This is a genomic window from Prosthecobacter sp., assembly GCF_034366625.1.
Classification (GTDB): Bacteria; Verrucomicrobiota; Verrucomicrobiia; order Verrucomicrobiales; family Verrucomicrobiaceae; genus Prosthecobacter.
The window spans coordinates 146,564-170,090 of the sequence record NZ_JAXMIH010000005.1 but is presented as its reverse complement, the minus strand read 5'-3'; the positions used below and the strand labels follow the sequence as shown (position 1 = coordinate 170,090).

The 23,527-nt window shown below is 60.0% G+C and carries 17 protein-coding genes; 5 read left to right on the top strand and 12 right to left on the bottom strand.

Annotated elements, in window-relative coordinates; genetic code table 11:
* Positions 1 to 4: 4 nt before the first annotated feature.
* Together U1A53_RS01690 and U1A53_RS01685 are read left to right on the top strand one after the other, a co-directional pair.
* The gene (locus tag U1A53_RS01690; RefSeq protein WP_322278620.1) at positions 5 to 715 is read left to right on the top strand and encodes an SCO family protein; all 711 of its coding nucleotides are present in this window, start codon (positions 5 to 7) and stop codon (positions 713 to 715) included.
* Positions 716 to 718: 3 nt separating this feature from the next.
* Positions 719 to 1,153, top strand: a complete 435-nt coding sequence (locus U1A53_RS01685; protein ID WP_322278619.1) for a DUF420 domain-containing protein — start codon at positions 719 to 721, stop codon at positions 1,151 to 1,153.
* Between the two features lie 6 nt (positions 1,154 to 1,159).
* On the opposite strand, the gene U1A53_RS01680 is transcribed toward U1A53_RS01685, so the two are convergent.
* The 6 genes from U1A53_RS01680 to U1A53_RS01655 all read right to left on the bottom strand — a co-directional run bounded on the left by U1A53_RS01680 (position 1,160) and on the right by U1A53_RS01655 (position 12,132).
* Positions 1,160 to 1,447: a DUF3820 family protein gene (locus U1A53_RS01680; protein ID WP_322278618.1), complete on the bottom strand. Its 288-nt coding sequence runs from the start codon at positions 1,445 to 1,447 to the stop codon at positions 1,160 to 1,162.
* 28 nt (positions 1,448 to 1,475) lie between these two features.
* Entirely contained in the window at positions 1,476 to 4,463 is a 2,988-nt protein-coding gene (locus U1A53_RS01675) for a deoxyribonuclease II family protein (protein ID WP_322278617.1), read from the bottom strand.
* Positions 4,464 to 4,488: 25 nt separating this feature from the next.
* Positions 4,489 to 6,009, bottom strand: coding sequence for a GMC family oxidoreductase N-terminal domain-containing protein (locus U1A53_RS01670; RefSeq protein ID WP_322278616.1), 1,521 nt, complete (start codon positions 6,007 to 6,009; stop codon positions 4,489 to 4,491).
* Between the two features lie 22 nt (positions 6,010 to 6,031).
* The gene (locus U1A53_RS01665; RefSeq protein ID WP_322278615.1) at positions 6,032 to 9,436 is read right to left on the bottom strand and encodes an adenylate/guanylate cyclase domain-containing protein; all 3,405 of its coding nucleotides are present in this window, start codon (positions 9,434 to 9,436) and stop codon (positions 6,032 to 6,034) included.
* 4 nt (positions 9,437 to 9,440) lie between these two features.
* The gene (locus U1A53_RS01660) at positions 9,441 to 10,961 is read right to left on the bottom strand and encodes an aldehyde dehydrogenase family protein (RefSeq protein ID WP_322278614.1); all 1,521 of its coding nucleotides are present in this window, start codon (positions 10,959 to 10,961) and stop codon (positions 9,441 to 9,443) included.
* Between the two features lie 127 nt (positions 10,962 to 11,088).
* A complete protein-coding gene (locus U1A53_RS01655; protein ID WP_322278613.1) occupies positions 11,089 to 12,132 on the bottom strand; it encodes a 3-deoxy-7-phosphoheptulonate synthase in 1,044 nt (347 codons plus the stop codon).
* An 87-nt stretch (positions 12,133 to 12,219) separates the two neighbouring features.
* On the opposite strand from U1A53_RS01655, the gene U1A53_RS01650 reads away from it, so the two are divergent.
* On the top strand, positions 12,220 to 13,248 hold the full coding sequence (locus U1A53_RS01650) for an ATP-binding protein (protein WP_322278612.1): 1,029 nt from the start codon (positions 12,220 to 12,222) through the stop codon (positions 13,246 to 13,248).
* Between the two features lie 151 nt (positions 13,249 to 13,399).
* Here the strand turns inward: U1A53_RS01650 and U1A53_RS01645 are convergent, their stop codons facing one another.
* The 4 genes from U1A53_RS01645 to U1A53_RS01630 form a co-directional block, all read right to left on the bottom strand.
* On the bottom strand, positions 13,400 to 14,779 hold the full coding sequence (locus U1A53_RS01645) for an amino acid permease (protein WP_322278611.1): 1,380 nt from the start codon (positions 14,777 to 14,779) through the stop codon (positions 13,400 to 13,402).
* A 109-nt stretch (positions 14,780 to 14,888) separates the two neighbouring features.
* Complete coding sequence (locus U1A53_RS01640) at positions 14,889 to 15,269, bottom strand: Hsp20/alpha crystallin family protein (RefSeq protein ID WP_322278610.1); 381 nt, start codon at positions 15,267 to 15,269, stop codon at positions 14,889 to 14,891.
* 87 nt (positions 15,270 to 15,356) lie between these two features.
* Positions 15,357 to 15,794, bottom strand: a complete 438-nt coding sequence (locus tag U1A53_RS01635; RefSeq protein WP_322278609.1) for an Hsp20/alpha crystallin family protein — start codon at positions 15,792 to 15,794, stop codon at positions 15,357 to 15,359.
* A gap of 385 nt (positions 15,795 to 16,179) precedes the next feature.
* On the bottom strand, positions 16,180 to 16,956 hold the full coding sequence (locus U1A53_RS01630; protein WP_322278608.1) for a TerC family protein: 777 nt from the start codon (positions 16,954 to 16,956) through the stop codon (positions 16,180 to 16,182).
* 85 nt (positions 16,957 to 17,041) lie between these two features.
* Between U1A53_RS01630 and U1A53_RS01625 the strand changes: the two genes are divergently transcribed.
* Complete coding sequence (locus U1A53_RS01625; RefSeq protein WP_322278607.1) at positions 17,042 to 18,007, top strand: amidohydrolase family protein; 966 nt, start codon at positions 17,042 to 17,044, stop codon at positions 18,005 to 18,007.
* Between the two features lie 5 nt (positions 18,008 to 18,012).
* Here U1A53_RS01625 and U1A53_RS01620 read toward each other — a convergent pair whose 3' ends face one another.
* Both U1A53_RS01620 and U1A53_RS01615 read right to left on the bottom strand, forming a co-directional pair.
* Entirely contained in the window at positions 18,013 to 20,595 is a 2,583-nt protein-coding gene (locus U1A53_RS01620) for a discoidin domain-containing protein (RefSeq protein ID WP_322278606.1), read from the bottom strand.
* Positions 20,596 to 20,648: 53 nt separating this feature from the next.
* A complete protein-coding gene (locus U1A53_RS01615; protein ID WP_322278605.1) occupies positions 20,649 to 21,206 on the bottom strand; it encodes a GNAT family N-acetyltransferase in 558 nt (185 codons plus the stop codon).
* Positions 21,207 to 21,358: 152 nt separating this feature from the next.
* Here U1A53_RS01615 and U1A53_RS01610 point away from each other — a divergent pair, with 152 nt between their 5' ends.
* Positions 21,359 to 23,518 (top strand): ATP-dependent RecD-like DNA helicase, encoded by a 2,160-nt coding sequence (locus U1A53_RS01610; protein ID WP_322278604.1) that lies wholly within the window; start codon positions 21,359 to 21,361, stop codon positions 23,516 to 23,518.
* Positions 23,519 to 23,527 lie beyond the last annotated feature (9 nt).

Here is a 23,527-nt window from a genome sequence, read left to right as displayed (position 1 = left end):
CGCCATGAACGAACCTCCCGCCAAAACTCCACTACATCCCCTTTCGATCTGGGCGCCCATTATCATCGCCGTGCTCGGCATCGTCGTCTTTTACAACTACCTCATCTATCGCTCACGCATCGACAATGACGTGAACCGTCCGCCCATCCTCGGCCGACTCGAAAAAGACCTCGAACTCACCGAGCGCAGCGGAAAAAAAGTTCATCTTGAGGAGCTCAAGGGCAAGGTGCTCGTCATCTCCTGGGTCTTCACGCGTTGTCCGCGTGGCTGTGCCGCCGTGATCGCGAAATTGAAAAAATTGCACGGAGAATTCGGCAATGAACCCAACCTGCACTTCCTCAGCTTCACGCTCGATGCCGAGGACACGCCCGAGATGATGAAGAAATTCGCCACCACCCTCGGCATCGCGGATGACGCCAACTGGTGGTTCCTCAACGGCGAAAAGGAGGCCGTGCGCAAGTTCATGACCAGCCAGGCGCAGTTCCGCCCCGTGCAGGACATGCCGGAAAAAGACCGCCTCTCACCCGATGACAAATACATCCACGATCTCCGCGTCGCCGTCATCGATCACCTTGGCCATGTGCGTGGTTTGGCCGACATTTTGAATCCCGACCCCGAGTTTGCGAAGTTCTGGGACGAAAAACTGCGCAAAGACCTGCGCTACCTGCTCAACGAGCAAAAGAAGACCCCCTACAAGGCCCCCGGCGCGAAATAACCCATGACCGTTTTCGAACTCCCCAAGCTTTACACCTTGTTCAACGCCGCCGCGTTGCTGCACATCATTCTTGGTCTCGCGATGATCAAGATCGGCCAGAAGAAGCCGCACATCGTCAGCATGATCGTCGCCCTGCTGTTCTCCACCGCGTTTCTCGGCTGCTACCTTTATTACCACTACCACGCCGGCCATGTGAAGTTCGCCGGCACCGGTCTCACGCGCCCGATCTATTTCACGATCCTGTTCACGCACATCCCGCTGGCCGTCCTGAACCTGCCGATGATCATCATGACCGTCGTCCCCGCACTGCGTCAGCGCTTCGACAAACACAAGCGCATGGCAAAGTGGACCGTGCCCATCTGGCTCTATGTCTCCGCGACCGGCATCATCGTGTATCTGATGTGCTACGTCTGGTATGGGCCGCCGATTCGTGGGTAAACGAAGTCACTCGTCAAACTTCCACGACCTCCGCTTCGCCGGTTTGAGATCCGTGCGGCCATGGCGCTTGCGGAAGACATCGAAGGCAGTGTCAGAGCCGTCCGCCTTCATCTGATGCACCATGCGCAGCAGTTCGCCGAGCCTGCCTTTCGGGAATCCGGCCTTGTTCGCGAACCAGCCAAGATATTCCGCCGGAATGTCGTAAATCGGCACCCCGTTCGGTGGAAAGTGCTGTGGTCCGTACTTGCCGAACGGCATGAACGTGCGTCCGATCTCCGCCAGATCGGCACGCATGCGTTCAGCGAGGTCGTCCACAGTTCTGCTAACGTTTCTTCCCGGCTTTTTTGGCCGCTTTCTTTTTCACGGCCTTGGCGGCAGGTTTTTTAGGCGCTGCCTTCTTGGAAGTTTTCTTCGGTGCCGCCTTTTTGGGCGCGGTTTTCTTGGCTGGAGCCTTCTTCACCGCTGTTTTCTTCTTCGGTATGACCTTGGACTTTCCGGTCTTCTTGCCGGACGGAACTTTTTTCCTCGACGCTGCCTTGGCTGGCGTCTTTTTCTTTGGCGCGGCTTTTTTGACCGGCTGCTTCTTCGGCGCGGCTTTCTTCGGAGCTGTCTTCTTTGCTGGAGCCTTCTTTTTGGCGACCGGCTTTCTGGCAGCGACTTTCTTCGCCACCACAGGCTTGGCCGCAGCCGTTTTGGCGGCGCTTGGTTTGGCGGCAGGTTTCGTTGGTGCAGCGGGCTTCTTGGCGGCTGCGCCTGAGGACTTGGCTTTTGCTTCAGGCGTGGCGAGGAGGATCTGGCTCAGCGCATTCCAGAGCGGCTCGCAGATGAAGGCACAGGTGCCGCCGCCGCGTTTTTCCATGGAGTTGGTGAAGTTGATGTCACCGACGCAGACCCAGCGGTCGGTGCCGGCGGGATTGGTGTGGTCGGAGATGGCGAGCTTGGCGTGATCGACGGCCTCACCCCAGGACCACGGAATATCGGGCGGGCTGACGATGGGGGCGAGGTTCACGGAGAGCATGTTCTCGACGGAATGCTGCTCGCCGTTTTCATTGGGCGGCGGAATTTTGAGCTTGCCGGTCGTTTTGTCGATCCCGGCATTCTCCCAGGTCTCGACTTCGATGTTCTCGTTGAGCGCGACGCTGACGAGGTCGTCGTAGAAGTCTTTGCGGGTGGTGTCGAGCTTGTCCGTTTGATCGCCCCAGGCGCGATTTTTGGCGATGGCGAGGAAGGCCTGGCCGCCCTTGGACTGGAACGGCACCTGGCCGCTGTAGGGCTTGATTTTGGAGCCGTCATGGTTGTTGGGAATGTTGTTCGCCATCAGCGCGAGGCGCGGATCATTCGTGTCGAGCGCACGGAGTTTGCCGGGCACGTTGGTCACGGGCGGGTTGGCAAAGTTGTTCACCTTGTTGTTGGCGTTGGTGAGCAGGTCGGAGGAGACATGCACATTCGGGCCGTGCGCATCCAGCATGAGCTGGGCGATGTTCTTGGTGGCGGCGGCATTCTGGAGCTGGATGCAGAGCATCGTCTGCGCCATTTTGAGGCCGGTGCCGGGATAAACGAACTCTGCTGCCATCGGCAGCAGCGGCACGGAGTGGATGAGCCAGAGGGCGGAATCACTGGCGAGATCGAAGGCCAGCGCGCCTTTGCAGTGACCGCAGGGCGAGGGGCCGGTGCCGGCGGTGGCGCTACCTGGCTCGTGACGGTCTTCGTCGTTGTAGCAGAAGTAACCGAGGTCTTTGTTGGCCTTGGCGGCAGGCGTGAACAACTGGCTGTAGGTGTCAAAGAGCGCGCCGCTTTTATCAATGAGGTTCTTGGAGAGAACGGGCTTCGCGCCGGACTTGGCGGCCATGTCGGAGTCGAAATAGAGGAACTCCTGGCCGGTGGCTTTCTGTTTGCCTGGTGACTGCGATTCCGCCGAGACCTTGTAGATGAACCACCAGTCAACGGGCGTGCCGTTGTCGCCGATGACCTGGAGGCCGGTGGTTGATTTCACGGATGCTGCGGTGGTGCTCATGGTGGTGGCGATGGGTTTGGCGGGTGCTGCGGGTTTGGCAGCGGTGACTTTGGTGGCGTTTGCAGATGACAGCGGGACTTTGAACTTAAAGTCCAGCTTGGGGAGATTGTAGTACCAAAGCGAGCCTTGATGCTGCACGAGGTCGCTGACGGTGTTGGTTTGCGCAGGATCGTTCCAGAACTTCTGCGCGGCGGTCCAGACGTCGGCAACAGGTTGTGACGGGTCGTCGGTCATCGACTTGAGCCAGCGGGCGACGGCGAGGTCTTTGATCATCTGCGCGGTGGCATCCTTGAGCGGGTAGTGCATCTGCCCCTTATCATCCTTGAAGGGTGGGAGAATGCTGCCGGCACCGATTTGACCAGGGCCGAAGCCTTGGGCCATGCCGTAGAACACATACGGGTGTGAGGAGGCCAGCACGGGCGTTTTCAGGCCGGGAAGAATGCCAGTGACGACAGTGGTCTGATATACCTTCAGTTTCGTGCCATAGAGCTTGTTGAAGGTCGCCAGCGGATGTGCGCCGTAGATGACGATGGGCGCGGTGTAGCCGGACTTGGGCGAGGGATTGAGAAGCAGCGAGACCTGGGCCTTTTGGTAGTCGGGGAAGTACTGAATGGGGATGAGGCCGTAATCTGGATCGTAGGCGGTGGCGGGGCAGTTGTCTTTGGCGCACTGCTGCGGGTTCTTGGAGCCTTGATCATCCTCGGCACCGATGGGCGTGGCATCCATGACGGTGTTAAAGAGCATGATGTCACCGCTGGCGAGATCGCCCGGGAGCGAGGTGACGCCGTTGGCGGCGAGCAGTTCCTCACAGCGCACGGGCACGGGATCGTCGAGGTAGTCTTGATTGGTTTGGAGCAGGCGGATCGGCGGGTAATGGAAGAACAGCAGCGCCTTTTGATTCAGCATGGGCATGCCGTGCGGGAGAAAGAAGCGCCATGGCAGATAGGATGAGGCCGGTTTGTCAGGGCAAGGATCCCACTTGCCGGTCTTTTGCAGCATCGGCACGACGTTGGTCCAGGCGGCCCAACCATTGGCGAGGAATTGCGGCAGGCGCTTGGCGTAACCCGCGAAACTGGCGGCCAGATTGTCCGGGCCGGTGAGGTCGAGGAAATAATTGCCCGTGCCATCGACGCGGACACTGGCGCTGGCGCTCGCGCAGCCATCGCGGACGAGGGTTTGCCCAAACCAATGTGCGATGGTGTCCGCGAGCGATTTTGTGTCTCCCGTGACGTTGGGATACGAATAGAGAATCGTGAGACGGTCCTCCGTGCCGAGGCTGATGCTGGTGGTGCTCATGTCTGTCTGTGTGGTTGATGTTGGGTTACGCTGAAATGAAGGCGGCCGCCTGCTCGCCGATCATGACGGAGGGCGCGTTGGTGTTGCCCGTCGTGATCGTGGGCATGATGGAGGCATCCGCGACGCGCAGGCCGGTGATGCCGCGCACGCGCAGACGTGAATCGACGACGGCGAGGTCGTCGCTGCCCATCTTGCAGGTGCTGGTGGGATGGAAGTAGGTGGTGGCACCTTTTTTTAGCGTCTCGATCATTTCGATGCGTCCCTGCTTGCCAGGGATGACTTCGCGTTTACGCAAGTGGTCGAAGGCGGATGAAGCGCCCATTTCGCGACACAGTTCGATGCAGAAGTGCATCGCGTTTACATCGGCCTCGGCCTCGAAGTAGTTCACGTCGATGATGGGCGCCACGCTGGCATCAGCGGAAGCGAGGGTGAGCGAGCCGCGGCTCTGCGGCTGCACGATGCTCGGAGCGATGGCGTAGCAGTTTTGGTTCGGCAGCAGCGGCGCGAGATCGGGCGTGGCGAAGGGGAACTCGATGATGACGGGCTGGATGTCGGGCGTGGCGAGTGCGGAGTCGGACTTCCACCACATGGTACTTTCCGCGCCGTTGTTGCGCGGAGCAGGGAGTTCGATTTTGCATTCGTAGTTGATGCCGGCGAACAAAACGTGGTCCTGGAGGTTTTTGCCGACGCCTGGGAGGTCCAGCGCGACCTTGATGCCGAGTTGTTCCAATTCAGCCGCAGGACCGATGCCGGAACGCAATAGGATCGACGGCGAACCGATGACGCCGGCGCTGAGCACGACTTCTTTGTCAGCGCGGACGGTTTGCAGCCTGCCTTCGTGTGCAAATTCGACACCGACACAGCGATCACCTTCGATGATGACGCGATGCGTCTCCGCATTCGTGATGACAGTGAGATTTTTGCGCTGCATCGCGGGCAGCAGGTAGGCGTTCACGACGCTGAAGCGTTTGCCGTCCTTCACGGTAAAATTGAAGTAGCTGGTGCCTTCCATCGACGTGCTGTTGTTGTCGAACACCTTCGGCAAACCGATGGCGGGGCCGGATTCGACGAATGCAGCGGCCACCGGGTTCGGATTCACCGGTGGTGTGACATACATCGGGCCGCCAGTGCCGCGCAGTTCATCGGCGGGGCCTTGCCAGTCTTCGATTTTCTTGAACACGGGCAGCACGTCCTTCCAGCTCCAGCCGTCATTGCCCGCAGCGGCCCAGCGATCGTAATCGGAGGGATGGCCGCGCACCCAGGCGTTCGCGTTGTGGCTGTGGCAGCCGCCGAGCATTTTCGCGCGTGGCACATGGTCAACGCGGTTGAGGCAGGACTTCATCGGTGCCGTCACATAGTTCCAGGACAGCTCGCCATAGAACAGCGTGGGCCATTGCACCGGATCATGCACGTTCGCGTGGTCATGCGTGCCGCCGCCTTCGAGCAGCAGCACGCGCACGGCTGGATTTTCGGAAAGCCGTGCGGCGACGGCGCAGCCTGCGGAGCCTGCGCCGACGACGATGTAGTCATAGGTGTCTGTGGTCATGCGTGTGGTGTGGGAAAATCGTTCAGACCAGCTCGGCGAGGAGCGTGCGGGCGGCGGCCATGTCCGGCGTGTCCTGTTCTTCGGCGAACGTCGTGAGCACGGCGGCGAGCGTGGCTTTGGCATCACCCGCGCGACCATTCTTCTGCGCCAATTGCGCGAGGCTGGTGGCGGCGCGCAGTTCAAGAGAGCGGGCGGACAGCTCACGCGCCTTGGCCAGCGCCTGCTGGAAGAAAATTTCCGCCTGCTCGGAGGATTGCCCCTGGCGCATCAGCAACTCGCCACTGAGACGGAAGCGCTCGGCCTCCCAGTAGCGTTCGTCGGTTTCATTCGCGAAGGCCTGGGCCTGGGACAGCGCGTCCATGCTCTGCGCCCATTCGTCGCGGCGCATGTGCGTCTCGGCCAGCAGGCAGAGGAAGTAACCGCGGCCGAGGTTGGAACCTTTTTCATTCCAGTAGGCGAGGCCTTTGTGAATGAGGGAGACGGCATCGCCGATGGTGCCTTTCTCATGCGCGGCGGCCCAGCCGAGCATGACTTGATTCCAGCCGATCCAGAACGGAAAGCCGTGCATTTTACAATGCGCCATGGCGCGTGCGGCCAGTTCTTTGACGCGCGCGACATTGCCGCAAAACTGCTCCAGCCAGGTGGCGAAGCTGAGGGCCAGCGCGATGGAAAACGGATGCTGCAACTGCTCCGCGAGCGCGATGGCACGCTGGCTTTCCTTCTGCGCCTGGCCGACATGGCCGAGCATCCACAAGATCCATGAGAGATAGGAGCGGCAGGTGACGCGGGGATCGACGACGTCGTAGATGTCACGCACCAGCGTGTCGCTGTCGCCCTCGGTGGTGGTCGTGGCGGCGATCACGCTGGCGACGTGCTCGTTGGAGCGCTGAAACTGGCCGCGATAGAACAGCGTGGCACCCAGCGCACGATGCGCGGCGATGTGAAAGGCCGTGTTGTCCTGCCGGTTGGCGAGTTCGAGCAACTCCTCGCCCTGCTGCGTGGCGATGCCGTATTCCGCGCGCAGCATGTGCAGCCGCCACAGGCCGTAGCGTGACTGAAACAACTGTCCTGGCGTGCCGCACTGCTCGCTCAGTTCACGCGCACGCGTGTAGGTGCGCTCGACTTCCTTGACGCCGTAACCTTTCGTCGCGGTGAGCGAGACACCGAGAGCGATGAGCGCCTGGATCTCGTGCTGCCAGCGCTGGGAGTTGTCGGGCAGTTTTTTGAGCAACTCGATGGCGCGATTGAGATGCGTGATGGCTTCCGAATGCGCGGAACGGTTCGCGGCGCTGGCACCGGCCTTGAGCAGATACGGCACGGCCTGCCACGGCAGATTGGCCTCCGTGTAATGATGCGCCAGCACTTCCATGTCCGTGGCGGCGGTGTGCGGGAAATGCTCCTCCAGCGCCTGCGCGATGATGCGGTGGTAATGCTGGCGGCGTGACTTCACCAGCGACTGGTAGGCCGCCTCCTGCACGAGCGCGTGCTTGAACGTGTAGGTGGCGTCGGAGTCGCCCGTGGTCTGAAACAGCAGCTCCGCATCCACGAGCTGCGCAAGGCTGACGCGCAGCAACGAGTTCTCCAGCGGATACACATGCCGCATCAGCTCAAAGATGAATTCGCGACCCATCACGGAGCCTACCTGTGCGATCTCTTTGACCGTGTGCAGCCGGTCCAGACGCGCCATCAGCGAATCTTGCAGCGTGGTGGGGATCGCCAGCGATGGCAGCGGGCCGGAGAGCGCAAAGGAATCTCCCAATTCCTTCAACATGCCGGACTCCATGACCATTTTCGTCAATTCCTCGACAAACAACGGAACGCCATCGGTGCGGGAGATGATTTGCTCGATCACTTCCTCCGGCAGCGCCTTGCCATGGGCAACACGCAGGCAGATCGTGCGCACCTGCTGCGGATTGAGCCGCTGGAGGGCGATGTGTTTCACCTGCAGCACATTTTTCCACGGTGAATCAAAATCCGGCCGGCAGGTGAACAGCGCCAGGATGCGGTGGTCCGCCACAGCGGCCACCACCTCGCCCAAAATATCCAGCGAGGACGGATCAGCCCACTGCAAATCCTCCACCACGAGCAGCAGCGGCTGTTTCTTCGAACGCTCCTTCAAGATGTGAACATAGCTCTCAATAATGGCGCGTTTCTGCTGCTGCGGCTCTTCCACCGGCGTGTAGCCGGCCTCTGGCGGGATGGACAGCAGCGCCGCGAGCGAAGGCAGCGTCACCTCCAGCTCAATACCGTACTGGCGCAGCAAGCCCTCCACTTTTTGCAGCCGGTCACGCGGGCGTTCATTGCGGTCAAATTTCAGCACCACGCGCTCCAGCAGATCGGCGTAATGATGGAACGCCGTGCTCTTGTGATACGGCGAGCACTGGCACGGAGTGAGCCACGCGCCCGGCACATTGGCGACATGCTCCTTGAGCATCTGCACCAGCCGTGATTTGCCGATGCCTGCCTCGCCACTGAGCAGCACGGCCTGTCCCTTGCCCTGATAATTTTCCTCCCAGCATTCAAGCAACTGCTGCACCTCGCTCTCGCGACCGGTGAGCGGTGTGAGGCCGCCACGGCCCGCAGCTTCGAGACGGCTGCGCGCGGTCGTTTCATGCGAGACTTCAAACACCTCCATCGGCCGCTCCACGCCTTTCAGCGTGTGAATGCCGAGGCTGCGACAGGAGAAAAAGCCCTCGATGAGTTTCTGCGTCACCGCGCTGGCCACCACGGAGTCCGGCTGCCCCACCGCCTGGACGCGTGCGGCGATGTTCAGCGTTTCGCCCAGCGCCATTTGCTGCCAGTTGCCCGCACGATCATCGCCCACGATCATGAGACCGGTATGCACGCCCACGCGCACCTGGAGCTTGATGCCGCCGGTGTTGTGCGTGCGCTGATTGAGCGCGGACACGCCTTCGATGATCGCCAGGCCGGTGCGCACGGCACGGCTGGCATCGTCTTCATGCGCCACGGGGTAACCGAAGAACATCAGCACGCCGTCGCCAAGATAGTTGGCCACATGGCCCTCGTAGCTTTTGCACACGGCCTTGCACACGTTGTAGTAGTCATGCACCACGGTGTTGAGGTCTTCCGGGTCCATTTTTTGCGACAACTGCGTGAAGGACACGAGATCGCTGAAGATCACCGTGAGCTGGCGGCGCTCCGCCGTGTTACCATCCGCCGGAGCGATGGCCGCAGAGGCCATTTCCCGCGTGACCGTGGGCAAAACGCGTGGCTCGGCGGCGACCGGTTCGGCGACGCCGACTTGGTTTGGACTCACTCCCACCGGCGTGCCGCACTCATGACAGAATTTAGCCTTGGCGCTGATTTCCGTCAGGCACTGCGCGCAACGACGCTTCAATTCGCCCCCGCATTGGGTGCAAAATTTGGCCTCGGCCGGGTTGTCAGAGCTGCATTGCGCGCATTTCACAAGATCACAGACCGATGATGACCGCCTTGGTTTCCGTGTACAGCTCCAGCGCCTCACCACTCATCTCACGCCCCCAGCCGGATTGCTTGTAGCCGCCAAACGGCAGCGCCGAATCGAAAACGTAGTAGCAGTTCACCCACACGGTGCCCGCGTGGAAGGCGGCGGCCACACGGTGGGCACGCGCCACATCATTGCTCCACACGCCTGCGGCGAGGCCATAGGTGGTGTCATTGGCACGACGCATCACATCCGCCTCGTCAGTGAAAGGTTCCGCCACGATCACGGGACCGAAGATTTCCTCACGCACCACCTTCATTTCCGGCCGCGTGTTGGTGATGATCGTCGGCTCGACGAAGTAACCCTTGTCCCCATGCCGCGCACCGCCAGTGAGGAAATTTGCGCCATCTTGTTTGCCGGACTCGATGTAACCCGTGACCCGCGTGAGCTGCTCCTGCGACACCAGCGGCCCCATCTGCGTGCCTGCATCAAGCCCGAAGCCCAATTTGATGTTCTTCGCCGCCGCCGCGATGCCCTGCGTGACTTCTTCGAAGATGTCCTGCTCCACAAACAACCGCGTCCCGGCCACGCAGCACTGGCCTTGATTGAAAAAGATGCCCTGAGCCGCGCCCGCGATCGCCGCTTCGATGCTCGGCGCGTCCTTGAAGATCACCTGCGGTGATTTGCCACCGAGTTCGAGGCTTACTTTTTTCAAATTCCCCGCTGCCGCCTTCAAAATCAGCTTCCCGACCTCGGTGGAGCCGGTGAAGGCCACTTTATCGACATCTGGATGCGCCGCGAGCGCCGCGCCCGCCGTCTCGCCGTAGCCCGTGACGATGTTCACCACGCCTTCCGGCACACCGGCCTCGATCATCAGTTCGCCGAGCCGCAGCGCGGTCAACGGGGTCTGTTCCGCTGGTTTCAAGACGATCGTGCAGCCCGCAGCGAGTGCCGGCGCCAGCTTCCAAGCAGCCATGAGCAGCGGAAAATTCCACGGAATGATCTGCCCCACCACGCCGACAGGTTCCTTCAGCGAATAAGCATGAAACTTCGCCCCCGGCGCATACGGCACGGACACATTGATCGTCTGTCCCGTGATCTTCGTGGCCCAGCCCGCCATGTAATGAAATGCGTCCGCCGACAGCGGCAGATCGACGTAACGCGCCTCGGTCAGCGTCTTGCCGTTGTCCAGCGCTTCCAATTCCGCCAGCTCATCGATGTGCTGCAGCATCAGATCGCCGATCTTCCACACGATGCGCCCGCGCTCCGAGGCAGTCATCGTCTTCCACGGTCCCGATTCAAACGCCTTTCGTGCCGCCTTGACTGCACGGTTGATGTCCTCCGCGTCACCTTCCGCGCAATGCGTCAGCACTTCGCCGGTCGCTGGATTGTAGCTGGGGAAGGTTTTGTCACTGGCCGATGGCACCCACTGACCGCCGATGAGGAGTTTGTTGGCCCGTTGGATGAAAGTGATGTTCGCGGCACAAAGAGGCAATGCGGACAATGTGGCGGAAGTATGGGCACTCATAATGAACTAAAACAGGATATAGGTAGTGCGCTTGTTTAAGACAAGGATTAAAAAACCAAGGAGCCAAATGAGTTGGCTGACCCACGAAATCATCACCTTGGAGCACTACTCACGGCTTTTGGCCGGATCATTTCAAAGCAGCATGCGCTTCACGCAGCAGGCTCTCTGTCGTGTCCCAGTCGATGCATGCATCGGTGATGGACTGGCCGCGTGTGAGTTGGTCGAGTGGCTGTGGAAATTTTTGACTGCCTCCGACGAGATTGCTCTCCAGCATCGCGCCGATGATGGCTTTCTGGCCGGCGGCGCGCTGGCGCACGATTTCGCGGAAGACATCGGGCATGCGGCGGTGGTCCTTGGCGCAGTTGCCGTGGCTGGCGTCGATCATGATCGCGGGCTTGAGCTTCGCGGCTTCAAGGCCGGCGATGGTCTCGTGTACATCGTCAGCTCCATAGTTCGGGCCACTTTCACCGCCGCGCAGGATGATGTGGCAGTCGGGATTGCCGCTCGTCGTCACGGCGGAGGCCACGCCGTCCTCACTCACGCCGAGAAAGGTCTGCGACTGCATCGCGGCTTTGATCGCGTTGATGGCGGGCATGATGTGCCCAAAGGTGCCGTTTTTGAATCCGAGCGGCATGGAGAGCCCGGAGGCCATCTGGCGGTGCGTTTGCGATTCCGTTGTGCGCGCTCCGATGGCGCTCCAACTGATCAAATCGGCGATGTACTGCGGCGTGATGGGATCGAGCAACTCCGTGGCGGTGGGCAGGCCGAGATCAAGCACGTCACGCAGGATTTTCCGAGCGAGGCGCAGGCCGTCGGGGATGTTGCAGGTGCCGTCGAGGTCGGGGTCCATGATGAGGCCCTTCCAGCCGACCGTGGTGCGCGGTTTTTCAAAATAGACGCGCATGACGATGCACAGCCGGTCCTTCAGCTCTTGCGCCAGCGCAGCGAGCTTCCGCGCATACTCCAAACCGGCCTCGGGATCGTGAATCGAGCACGGACCGAGCACGATGAGGAATCGCGAGTCATTGCCGAACAGGATGTCGCGGATGTCGCGGCGTGATTCGGCCACAAAGGCGGTTTGCGCCTCGGTAGGGGCGATTTCAACGACCATCGAGCGCGGCGACGGCAGCGCGATGTTGGAGGCGATATGGAGATTGGCGGTCTGGCTCATGGGCGATGGATTCTCAACCATGATTTCAAAAAGAGCGAGGATTTGAAAGTTGAATGTGTAAATGCTCAGAAGCACTCTCCCAACTCCATGAGTTCGCTATCACTAAACAGCAAATCACGAGCAGAACTGTTTTTCGAGGAGATCGTTTCAAAGGAGAAGCGTGCTTTTGCTTTCCTTGAAAAAATCGCTCAGCCAGAAGCAGCGACGGATGAAAATGAATGGAGAGAGTTTAAAGAGGCTAAACAGCTTACCGCTCCCTTGCCTGAGGATAAGAAGGCAGTGCGCGAAAAGAATGATGCGAATCTAAAGCAGATTTGGAGCAAGTGTTTAGGGGCCTTCACAAACTCGGGCGGAGGTGTGCTGATCTGGGGAATCAAGGCTCCAGATCGAAAAGCGGAAGGAGTATCGTTAGTGCATGATGCCCCACAGTTAGCTGAACGACTGATTCAATGGGCTACGGATGCTCTAGACCCTCCGTTGCGAGGTATCCGAGTTGAGGCGATTACCAAGTCTGCTTCAATAAAAGAGGGATTTGTGGTTTGCTTGGTTCCTGAGAGCGCGTTGAAACCGCATCGCTCCAGGTGGTCGGAGAATGAATTTTACCTCCGCCTACAAGATGGTTCCAAACCATGCCCGATGTCACTGCTTCGTAGTTTGTTTCATCCCAACCTGGCACCTCGCTTGGCGACCCGTTACATGCTCAAACTTGAGCCGCCACGAGAAGATAGGGTTTCTGTCTGTTTATCAGTTGCGGTGGAGAACACAGGTTCGATGACTGCGCATGAGTTGATTGTCCAAGCGCATTCGAAAAATTCGCTCAATTCACTCTTTGAGTTTTATCCAGAAAGAGCTCACGGCTGGGCGAAGGTTCCACATACAAATTGGAAGTTCGCAAGTCCCGAACCCCTCCACCCGGGCCAGTTAGTCAGGATTGGACGCTTTCAGGGATGGTCAGCAGGTATCTCACCACCAAGAGAACTGCGTGTCACGACCGTAATCTATGCTCGGAACATGGTTCCTCATGACTCATTTATCGAATTCACCGGTGACGAGCTTGATGAGGCATTCAGGTCAGGCAAAGAAATTCAGAGGCTCGGATCACTTGGTGATCGGTAGAGGTCACCAAACTGCCTCGTCCAAATAACACCGTCTGCCGCGCGCCCGCATCGTTGCCGGGTTTCCTCCTCGTCGAAGCGGGCATGCTGGCTGTCTTAGTGAGGTGGCTTGGGCACCGCTCTACCGGGGTTGTTGTGAGACGAGTTCTTCTTCAATCCTCAACCACCACCGGGTTCTTGGGCTTGAGCACAAAGTACAGCGCCACGCTGATCAAAATGATGGCTCCGGCGATGAGCGGGGCGGGGCGCTGGGCGTGGTCGGGGCTGCTGATGGCGCTTTCCACGCGGACGATGATGAGCATGGCGCAGACGAGCGCTCCAAAGATGGGGACGAGCAGCGGCGGCTCGAATCCGCCGCGTGGCTCGCCGGGACGGAGTTTGAGGACGACGAGCGAGATGTTCACGGCGGTGAAGACGATGAGCAGCAGCAGCACGGTGGACTCCGCGAGCTGCTTGACGCTGCCGCTGAGGATGAGCAGCGAAACGATGCCAAAGAGCACGAAGACAGCAATGTGCGGCGATTTGCGCACCGGATGGACCGTAGCGAGAACAGGCGGCAGCAGGCCCTGGCGGCTCATGCCGTAGAGCAGGCGTGAGCCCATGAGGTAATTCAGCAGTGCGGTGTTCGCGATGGCGAAGATGGTGATGCCGGCGAAGACCGGCTTGATGCCGGTGAACCACGGTGCGGCGCGGCGGGCCACTTCCATGAGCGGTGCGTCGCTTTTCGCGAGTTCCTGCCACGGCACGACGGACACGGCGGTGATGGCGACGGCCATGTAGATGCCGGTGGCGAGGATCATCGCGCTGATGAGGCCGAAGGGGACGTTTTTGGCCGGATTTTTGACTTCCTCGCTCACGTTGAGGATGTCCTCGAAACCAATGAAGGAGTAAAACGTGAGCACCGCGCCCTGCATGATGAGAGCAAAGGTGATGCCGGAGCCGACGCCGCCTGCCACAGTGTCACCGGGCGATTGAAAGTAATCTACGCTGCCCCAGTAGCGCACGCCAACGGCGATGATGAACAGCAGCCCGCTGGCCTCGATGACGGTGCAGAGGATGTTGAGCCACATGCTCTCGCGAATGCCACGATAGATGACGCAGCCGACGAGAAACACGACGCCGATGGACATGAGCTTGATGCTGGTGTCATCCAGGCTCCAGGTGAAGAGTTCTTTGACCTGGCCGATGATGGCCTGCGAGCCGGTGGCCATGCTGGTGAGACCGCTCATCATCACGGCGATGCCGATGACATAACTGAGCAGCGGTTTGCGCAGTCCGCGCTGCGTGACGTAGGCCGCGCCGCCGGCTTTCGCATAACGTCCGCCGACGCAGGCATACGAGAGGCCAGTGAGCATCGCGCCGATCATCGCCATGAGGAAGGCGAGCCACATGGCATTGCCAAGACCACCCGCCGCCTTGCCAATGAGGGCGTAAATGCCCGCGCCAAGCATCGAGCCGAGGCCGTAAAACATGATCTGCCAGCCGCCGATGGATTGAACGAGGGCCGGTTGCGAGGAGGGTTTGTCAGGCATGACTCGCTACTAGCCGAGATCGTGCCGTGCTGGAAGGTAAAAAAGCAGCCGCCCGCATCCCCTGTTTTGGCGAGGCGGGCGGCGCTGGAGTTTTTTGAGAAGCGCTGGTTTACAGCACGGGAATCTGGCGCGGTTTCGCGACTTCCTTGAGCGGCAGGCGCAGGGTGAGCACGCCGTCTTCGAGCTTCGCGGTCATCTTGTCCTCTTCCACCGGCGTGTTGAGACGCAGGCGGAGCAGGTAGCTGAGCGGTGACAGCTCGCGATGGAGGGCTTTCATACCTTCCGGCACGGTGGTGTTGCGCTCGCCACGAACGGTGAGGATGTTGTCCTCAAGGTCGAGCTTCACGCCGCTTTTCGGCACGCCGGGCATTTCGACGCGGACTTCGTAGGCCTCGGCGTTGCCGTTGACGTTGTAGAGCGGCTTGCGCAGCGATTCGGTGACGCCGGAGGTGGCGGGAGCGGAGGTGCGGGGGGAGCAGGTGGTGTTCATGGTGTTGTAAGATGGAGTGGTGGAGTTTTGGAAAATTGGAGTGATGAGCGGGAGCAGTACTCCAGCGCTCCATCACTCCAGGTTGGTTCAGTTCAGGGCGATGGTGCGGGGTTTGCTGTGCTCGGCCTTCGGCAGGGTCACGCGCAGGATGCCGTCTTCGAGTTTCGCGGCGATGGCTTCGATATTGACGCCATCGGGCACGGACACGGAGCGCGTGAGGCTGTAGGAGCTTTCGTTGTCGCCGTCTTTCTCACGCTTCTCGGCGGAGACGGTGAGCAGGCCGTTGTTCAGCTCGATTTTGACATCCTCCTTCTTCACGCCGGGCAGCTCAAAGCTGGCGAAGTAGTTGTCCTTGTCCTCATGCACATCGACGGCCAGGCGATCGCCGGTCACGCCGGGGAAGACTTCGCCAAGGTTGTTGATGAATTGACCCAGCGACGGCAGTCCGGCAAACGGATGGCGGAACCATTCTTCGAAGTCGGAGACACGGCCGAGGCTGGAGGGGTTGGTGCGGATGAGTTTCATGGCTTGGATGAGTTTGGTTTGAGTTTTGGGGTTGGAATGGTGTTCCGCCCCTACTCATGCATCAGCCGTGCCAGACCATGCCAGTCGAGCTGGAAGCCTTGATTTTACGAGGCTCCAGCGTGATTGACCTGGTCCGTCACCGGTGAAGAGCGGTGACGATTTGTGCCAAAAATGGCCGGTTTACGGCACAACATTGTGCCATTTTTGCCAAAGTGTTCTGCACAGTCCTCTGTGCGGCGCATGGTAGTCTCTCGGTTTTGCTAAACGGGAAAAACTCTCGCAGGGAATCCGTGCCTTGCGCTTTGCAGACATTCGGCATGATGAGACATGGCGGAGCGCCGCACAGAGGATTGCCTGCGGCGCGCTTCGCGAAGTGCGGACCACTTTATTCGGCCAGAGCCGCCGCCTTGGCCGCCCGCTTCTTCATGCGGATATTCAACATCTCGACGAAGATGGAGAAGGCCATGGCGAAATAGACGTAGCCCTTCTCGAAGTGAACGTGGAAACCCTCGGCGATCAGCGTGGTGCCGATGAGCAGCAGGAAAGAAAGCGCCAGCATCTTCACCGTGGGATGCTCGCTGATGAAGTCGCTCACCGAGCCTGCGAAGACCATCATGAAGCCGACAGAGATCATCACCGCGATCACCATGACCATGATGTCGTCCGCCATGCCCACGGCGGTGATGACGGAGTCGAGCGAGAAGACGATGTCGAGGATCGCGATCTGCATAAGGATGGCTCCCAGCGCGGCACGGGCTTTGGTGGTCTTTTCCACTTCAGTATGACCTTCCACCTTGTGATGGATTTCGACCGTCGCTTTGTACAGCAGGAACAAGCCACCGAGGATCAGGATCAAGTCCTTGCCAGAAATCTGATGCCCAAACAAGCCGAACAACGGATTCTTGAGCTGCATGACCCACGAAATCGAGAGCAGCAGCAGGATGCGTGTGATCATCGCGAAAGCGAGGCCCAGGAAGCGGGCGCGCGGCCGTTCCGGCGGCGGCAGCTTGTCCACGAGGATCGAGATGAACACGATGTTGTCGATCCCCAGCACGATCTCCATCACGGTGAGCGTGAGCAAGGCAATCCAGGCCTCCGGGCTGTTGATCCAGGAGAAGTCGAAGAAATTGACGGCGAGCAGGGGGGTGAGGGCGAGTTCCATGAGCGCGCGGAGCGTAGCGGAAAATGCCGAATCGGCAAATGCCGGTGAAATGATCTCGCAAACGGGCGTACAGCCCTAAACCACCATGAATCGCCGCCACTTCCTTCAAACCTCCACCGGAGCCGCTCTCACCTCCTGTTCCACCCTCACCAGCGAACCAGACGCTCTCATCATCGACACGCATCAGCATCTCTGGGACAGGCGCGATTTGAATCTCCCCTGGCTCGGTGGAGCACCGGAAGTGCTGCAGCATGATTATGTCACTGCCGACTACTTGAAGGCCACCGCAGGCCTGAACGTGAAGGCGATCTACATGGAGGTCGATGTGGCTCCGAGTGATCACATCAAGGAAGCCGACGGCATCGTGGCCCAATGTAGAGCTGCAAACACGCCCACCATCGCCGCGACCATCGGTGGTCGGCCTGCCTCGGCGGAGTTTGAGGGCTATGTGAAACGCTTCGCGGGCAACGGCATCGTCAAAGGCCTGCGCCAGGTGCTTCACGGCGGCTCCACGCCTCCGGGCTTCTGTTTGAGCAACGAATTCGTGCGCGGTGTGCGCACGCTCGGTAAACACGGCCTCAATTTCGAACTCACCATGCGTCCCACCGAGCTGAAAGACAGCGTGAAACTCATCCAGCAGTGCCCCGAAACACGATTCGTGCTCGACCACTGCGGCAACGGCGATCCGAAGGCTTTCAATCCCAAGCTCGGCCCCGGTTTGAAGCGAAGCTGCACCGCCGATGAATGGAAACGCGGCATTGATGCCGTCGCCGCGCAGCCCGGCGTCATGTGCAAGATCAGCGGCATCGTCGCCTTCGTCCCTCCCGGTAAATGGCACGCCGAAGACCTCGCCCCGGTGGTGAACCACTGCCTCGACGCTTTCGGCGCGGACCGCGTCTTCTTCGGCGGCGACTGGCCGGTATGTCTGCTCGGCAGCCCGGTGCGCGGTTGGGTGAATGCGTTGAAACAGATCGTTTCGTCCCGACCTGTCAGCGAGCAGCGGAAGCTGTGGAGCGGGAATGCGATCAAATTCTATGGGCTGAAAGTGTAGCCAGCTTAATCCGCCGCTGGATGCGCGTGCATCGCGGCGAGTACTTCCAGCTCGTGGATGGACCAGTACAGGCGCATCACCTCGCCGGTGTCGGTGATGCGGATGAACTTCGCCTTCACGGGTTTTGGCAGCAGGAATTCGGTGACGTTGGTCTCGCTTTTGCCTTCGAGCACAGGTTTGTCCCACTCGATACCGTTCAGCGAAACTTCGATCTTCCAGCCGCGCGGCCAGTCGTTGCGCGATTTGGCGGTATCGAGCACGAGACCGGCGATTTCGGTGGCCGCAGGCAGTTCGATCTGCACCCACATGCCGGGCCTCTGCGACATGCCCGAGTCCCAGCGTGACGCGAGATCGCCATCGATGGCATGCTTCAAATTTTTGTCGTTGTGGCTGGAGGTGAGCTTCCAGTCTTTGCGATTCGTCAGCGATTGCGGGTAGAGCTGTTGCAGCTCCTCAATGGTCCAGGGCGTGATGCGCTTGGACAAATCTTTGCGCAGTTTCGCGACATCTTTCTTCTCCACGAATTTGCCGCTGTTGCCAAAGGCCCTGCGGATGTAGCTGGCCACGTCGGCGATCCATTGGTCGTCATTCGTCGCCATCGTGACCATCTGCGCCTCGTAGGTCTTGCCGTTGATGGGACCGGAAAGTCCGTTGAGCATGACACGGATGATCGCATCGCCCTGCACAACGGTTTTCGATCCGGCGAGCGGTGGAGCGAGCGTGGCACCTTCACGGCCAGCAATCGGCATGCCGCTGCCGTCAAAGCCGTGGCAGGCAAAGCAGAGCGAGCGGAAGATTTCCTGGCCGCGTTCGAGCTGCTTCTTCTGATCGTTGCTGAACTTGCCCGCGATCTTCGGGTCTTCGACGAGCAACTGCGCGCCTATCTCGCGCACTCCGACGCTGGTCGAAGTCAGCAGCGTGCTCTGCGCTTCGAGCTTCCAGTTCGGCCAGTTGAAATGGCGGGCGGTGAAGAGGGTTTGCAGCACCACGGTCGGGTCTTTGTCGGTCTTGAGTGCTTTGACATCGGCGATCAGGCTCGTGTCGTTCTTTTTAATCAGCGACTCGGCGACGCGGATCGCATTGGCGCGGAGTTGCGGATGCTCATCCTTCATCGCGGTGCGGATGATGTCGGGGGTGAGCGAGTCGAGACCTTCCAGGGTCCAAAGCGCATGCAGGCGCGCGAGATGATTTTCTTTTTTTGCCGACATCTCCATGAGTGCAGGGACAACTGACTTGTCGCCTTTGACGATGATCATGCGCTGCGCGGTGTCGCGCCAGAAGCCGTTCGGATGCGTGAGATGCGCAACGAGCTGCGCAGGCGTTTCGCCGATCATTTTCGGCTGCGGGCCGGGTTTGAAGTCTTTGTGAACGAGACGCCACACGCGGCCATGACCAGTCACATGTTGCATGCCTGTGGGCTCGATGGCACCGCGCAGAAAGCTGCCCGGCTTCACCCAGTTGCCTTCCTGAATGATGCCGCGATAGGCATCGACAATGTAGAGGCAGCCGTCGGGGCCGGTGGTCATGTTCAGTGGGCGGAAGTTCGGATCGCTGCTGCGGATGAACTCGCTCATCTGCTCCTCATACGGGTTCGCGACGGTGGTGATGCCGTCTTTGACTTCGACGGTGGCACGGCGGATCAAACGGCCCACGGGCTCGGGCAGGAAGACATTGCCGTAGAGTTCCTTCGGCAGGCGGTCACCGCGATAGATGGTTTGGCCAGCGCAGCCGGTGAAGTGGTTCAAACGCAGGTCGGTCGGCGAATGGAAGCGTCCGGTGCCGCCTTGGAAATCGCCGAGCGCGACGATGGGCCACACGGTGTCGAACTTCTCGCTCTTCTGCTGCTTCACATTGATCGCGGCATAAAGGATTGGCGCTTGGTAATTCCACAGGCCTTTCTCGCCACCGGCATTGCTCCACCACATCTTGCCGTAGTCGTCTTGAGCGAGGCCCCACTGGCCGCCATTTGGCGCGGTGTTTTCTTTGAGCGGTGCCTCCTTGCCATTCCAGCGCAGGCGGTAGCCGTTGTAGGTGGTGTAAATCCAGTTATCCAGACCCCAAACGAGACCGCTCGGCTGGTGCTCCATGTTGCCACCACGCGGTCCGCCGACATACCATGGCGTTTGTTCATCAGCCACGCCGTCGCCATTCGCATCGCGATGCAGCGTGATGTCATTCGTGTTCGTGATGCCGACCAGCACACGGTCATCCAGCGGCAGCACCATGCGGGGCAGCAAAATGTTATCGAGATAGACGCTGTGCTTGTCGAACACGCCGTCGCCCTTCGTCGATTCGTGCAGCGAGATGCGGCTCTTCGGCGTCAGCTCGTCCGTGCCGTCGATGTCCTGCATGTAGGTGCGCATTTCGACGACGTACATTTTGCCGTCGCCATCGAACGCGATCGCCATCGCCTCCTTGATCAGCGGATCGCTAAGCACCAGCTCCAGCGAATAGCCGTCTGGCAACTGGATCGTCTTCAACTCTTCCTCCGGCGTCTTGGCCTGGATGGGGAAGGTGTAAGTGGGGCTCGTTTGAGCGAATGCAGCAACACTCGTGAGCGCGATGAGGGAAAGAAGGCGAAGGGTCATTTTGGGGACGCAGGAGTCGTGGGGAGGCGCGGAAGTCTTGCAACGAGATCTCTTCATTCCAAGTGAGGTTCTGGAGGTGAGGCGCGGAGGAAGGCAAGCCAGTGCCGCAAGCTGTTGGCCGCCGACGTGTCAGGCAGCGCGGCTTCATCGAGCGTGAGCGTCATTTCCCAGCCATGCGGATGCTGGACGGCGGCCGCACCCAGGCTGCTCCACCAAGTGATCATGACATGATTGGCATCCAGCACATGCGCCACGAATTGCCGGATGCCGGTGGCTAATGCATGTTCCCACAAGGCGGCCAGCAGAATGGTGCCAGCTCCCTGGCCCTGAAACTCATCCGCCACCGTGAAGGAAACCTCCGCCATGCTCACATCCTCACCGGATCGCCAGAAAGAGCCGCCGCCCACGCCGGGAACATCGTCGTTGTCTTGAATGACGATGATCCAGCTCGCATGCTGGCCCTGATCTTCCGCACAGAGCTTGTCGATGAAGGTCGGATTGACACCGCGAAAGCGCGTCCAGAACCTGAAGTAAGTGGATTCAGGCGAGAGCCGCTTGAAGGCATCAATGATCCGCTCCCGGTCATCCGGTAGCAGCGGGCGCAGGATCACAGGAAGCCCATCGCGAAGACACAGTTGATAATGGGACAACAAAGAAGGCATGGGCTGGTTTGAACCGAAGAAGGGACCAAATCGGCAGCGGATCAAGCGCGGGCGCGGCAATCGGATTTGTGAGAAGGCACATCCTTGGCTAGCCTGCGCACATGCCCCCACCACGAAACACCACCAAAGCCGAAGTCCTGCGCGGACTTGTGGACCGCGTGGTGTTTCACAACGAGGACAACGGCTTCTGCATCCTCAAAGTCGTGCCACAGGGCAGAAACGATGTCGTCAGCTTGATCGGGAAAGCACCGCGAGTGGTGGCGGGCGAGGAATTCGAGGCACGGGGCGTGTGGGAGCCGAATCGCGATTTCGGACCGCAGTTCAAGGCGGATGAGTTGAGCTTGAAGCGGCCGGATTCGCTCGCGGGGATCGAGCGCTACCTCGGCAGCGGCTTGATCGAGGGTATCGGGCCAAAGTATGCGAAGCGGATGGTGGAGAAGTTCGGACCGAAGGTCTTCGACATCATCGAGAACGAATCGAAGAAGCTCGAAGACGTCGAGGGTGTGGGCAAGAAGCGCCGCATCGAGATCCGCGAGTCGTGGATGAAGCAGAAGTCGATTCACGGCATCATGCTATTCCTGCATCAGCACGGCATCAGCTCCTCGCGAGCGCTGAGGATCTACAAAACGTATGGCGACGAAGCGCAGACGGTGTTGAAGGAGAATCCGTATCGGCTGGCGCAGGACATTCGCGGCATCGGCTTCAAGACGGCGGATGACATCGCCTATCAGCTCGGCGTGGCCGAGGATGCGCCGGAGCGCATCAAGGCTGGCATTTTGCATGTGCTCGAAACGGCGGCGGGGAACGGCCACTGCTGCTTCCCGGAGGCCAAGGTGGTCGAAAAAGCGGCTGAGTTGCTCGGCGTGGAAGCATTGATTGCTCCGCAAGTCGAAGCGCTGATCACAAGCGATCAGATCGAGCGTCACGGTGAGTTCTTGTATTTGCCGTATCTGCGTGCGGCGGAGCAAAGCATCGCCGCGAGCGTGAAATCACTCGCTGCATTGCCAGCGGCGTATCCGGTCATCGACGAGGACGCAGCGCTGGCGTGGGTGATGAAGAAAACGGGCAAAGAACTGGCCGAAAGCCAGCAGCGGGCCGTGCGCGAGGCCTTGCGGCAACGCCTGCTCATCATCACCGGCGGACCCGGCGTGGGGAAGACCACCATTCTGCGCAGCATCCTGCTCATACTGCAAAGCAAGCAGGTCAAACTCGTGCTCGCAGCTCCCACCGGCCGTGCGGCGAAGCGTCTGACCGAAAGCACCGGCCTGGAGGCCAAAACGCTGCATCGCCTGCTCGAATTCCAAGGCGATGGACAATGGGGCCGGCATCGCGGCAAGCCGCTCGTGGGTGATTTGTTCGTGATCGACGAGGCGTCGATGATCGACGCGCCACTGATGGCCCAACTGCTCTCCGCCTTGCCTCAGGGCGCGCATCTGCTCATCGTCGGCGATGCGGATCAGCTCCCGTCCGTTGGCCCTGGCATGGTGCTGCACGATTTGATCGTCAGTGGAGCCGCTCCATGCGTGAAGCTCACGGAAATCTTCCGCCAAGCCGCCAGCAGTCGCATCATCACCAGCGCGCATGCGATCAACCGCGGCCAGGTGCCCGATTTGAAACCCTCAAGCCGCAGCGACTTCTTTTTCCTCGAAGCCACCGAGCCGGAAGAGATCAAGCACACGCTGGTGGAACTGGCGCATACGCGTTTGGCCGCCAAGTATGGCTTCGATCCGATTCGCGACATCCAGGTGCTCACGCCGATGAACCGCAACCTGCTCGGCACGATCTCGCTTAACGCATCCCTGCAACTCGCGCTCAATCCGCCGAACGAGCTGAAATTCGAGATCGAGCGTTTTGGCGTGACCTTCCGCGTCGGTGACAAGGTTATCCAGACGCACAACAACTACGACAAGGAAGTCTTCAACGGCGACATCGGCCATATCGTCGCGATGGATGCCGACCCCGTTAAAATTCATGTTCGTTACGATGCGGATCGCCTTGTCGAATACGAACCCGGCGAACTCGACGAACTCCAGCCCGCCTATGCGCTGACCATTCACAAAAGCCAGGGCAGCGAGTTCCCCTGCGTCATCATTCCCGTCAGCACGCAGCATTACGTGCTGCTGGAGCGCAGCCTGATCTACACCGCCGTCACGCGTGCGAAGAAGCTGTGCGTGCTCGTCGGCGATGAGCGGGCGCTGTCGCTCGCCGTGAGCAAGCAGGAGAGCCGGAAGCGCTTCACCGGGCTGCGTGGAATGCTCTGAACAAACGGC

Excerpts from the sequence above, each read along its gene's own strand:
- U1A53_RS01690 (WP_322278620.1), top strand. The coding sequence starts at position 5 with ATGAACGAACCTCCCGCCAAAACTCCACTACATCCCCTTTCGATCTGG.
- U1A53_RS01685 (WP_322278619.1), top strand. The coding sequence starts at position 719 with ATGACCGTTTTCGAACTCCCCAAGCTTTACACCTTGTTCAACGCCGCC.
- U1A53_RS01680 (WP_322278618.1), bottom strand. The coding sequence starts at position 1,447 with ATGCGTGCCGATCTGGCGGAGATCGGACGCACGTTCATGCCGTTCGGC.
- U1A53_RS01675 (WP_322278617.1), bottom strand. The coding sequence starts at position 4,463 with ATGAGCACCACCAGCATCAGCCTCGGCACGGAGGACCGTCTCACGATT.
- U1A53_RS01670 (WP_322278616.1), bottom strand. The coding sequence starts at position 6,009 with ATGACCACAGACACCTATGACTACATCGTCGTCGGCGCAGGCTCCGCA.
- U1A53_RS01660 (WP_322278614.1), bottom strand. The coding sequence starts at position 10,961 with ATGAGTGCCCATACTTCCGCCACATTGTCCGCATTGCCTCTTTGTGCC.
- U1A53_RS01655 (WP_322278613.1), bottom strand. The coding sequence starts at position 12,132 with ATGAGCCAGACCGCCAATCTCCATATCGCCTCCAACATCGCGCTGCCG.
- U1A53_RS01650 (WP_322278612.1), top strand. The coding sequence starts at position 12,220 with ATGAGTTCGCTATCACTAAACAGCAAATCACGAGCAGAACTGTTTTTC.
- U1A53_RS01645 (WP_322278611.1), bottom strand. The coding sequence starts at position 14,779 with ATGCCTGACAAACCCTCCTCGCAACCGGCCCTCGTTCAATCCATCGGC.
- U1A53_RS01640 (WP_322278610.1), bottom strand. The coding sequence starts at position 15,269 with ATGAACACCACCTGCTCCCCCCGCACCTCCGCTCCCGCCACCTCCGGC.
- U1A53_RS01635 (WP_322278609.1), bottom strand. The coding sequence starts at position 15,794 with ATGAAACTCATCCGCACCAACCCCTCCAGCCTCGGCCGTGTCTCCGAC.
- U1A53_RS01630 (WP_322278608.1), bottom strand. The coding sequence starts at position 16,956 with ATGGAACTCGCCCTCACCCCCCTGCTCGCCGTCAATTTCTTCGACTTC.
- U1A53_RS01625 (WP_322278607.1), top strand. The coding sequence starts at position 17,042 with ATGAATCGCCGCCACTTCCTTCAAACCTCCACCGGAGCCGCTCTCACC.
- U1A53_RS01620 (WP_322278606.1), bottom strand. The coding sequence starts at position 20,595 with ATGACCCTTCGCCTTCTTTCCCTCATCGCGCTCACGAGTGTTGCTGCA.
- U1A53_RS01610 (WP_322278604.1), top strand. The coding sequence starts at position 21,359 with ATGCCCCCACCACGAAACACCACCAAAGCCGAAGTCCTGCGCGGACTT.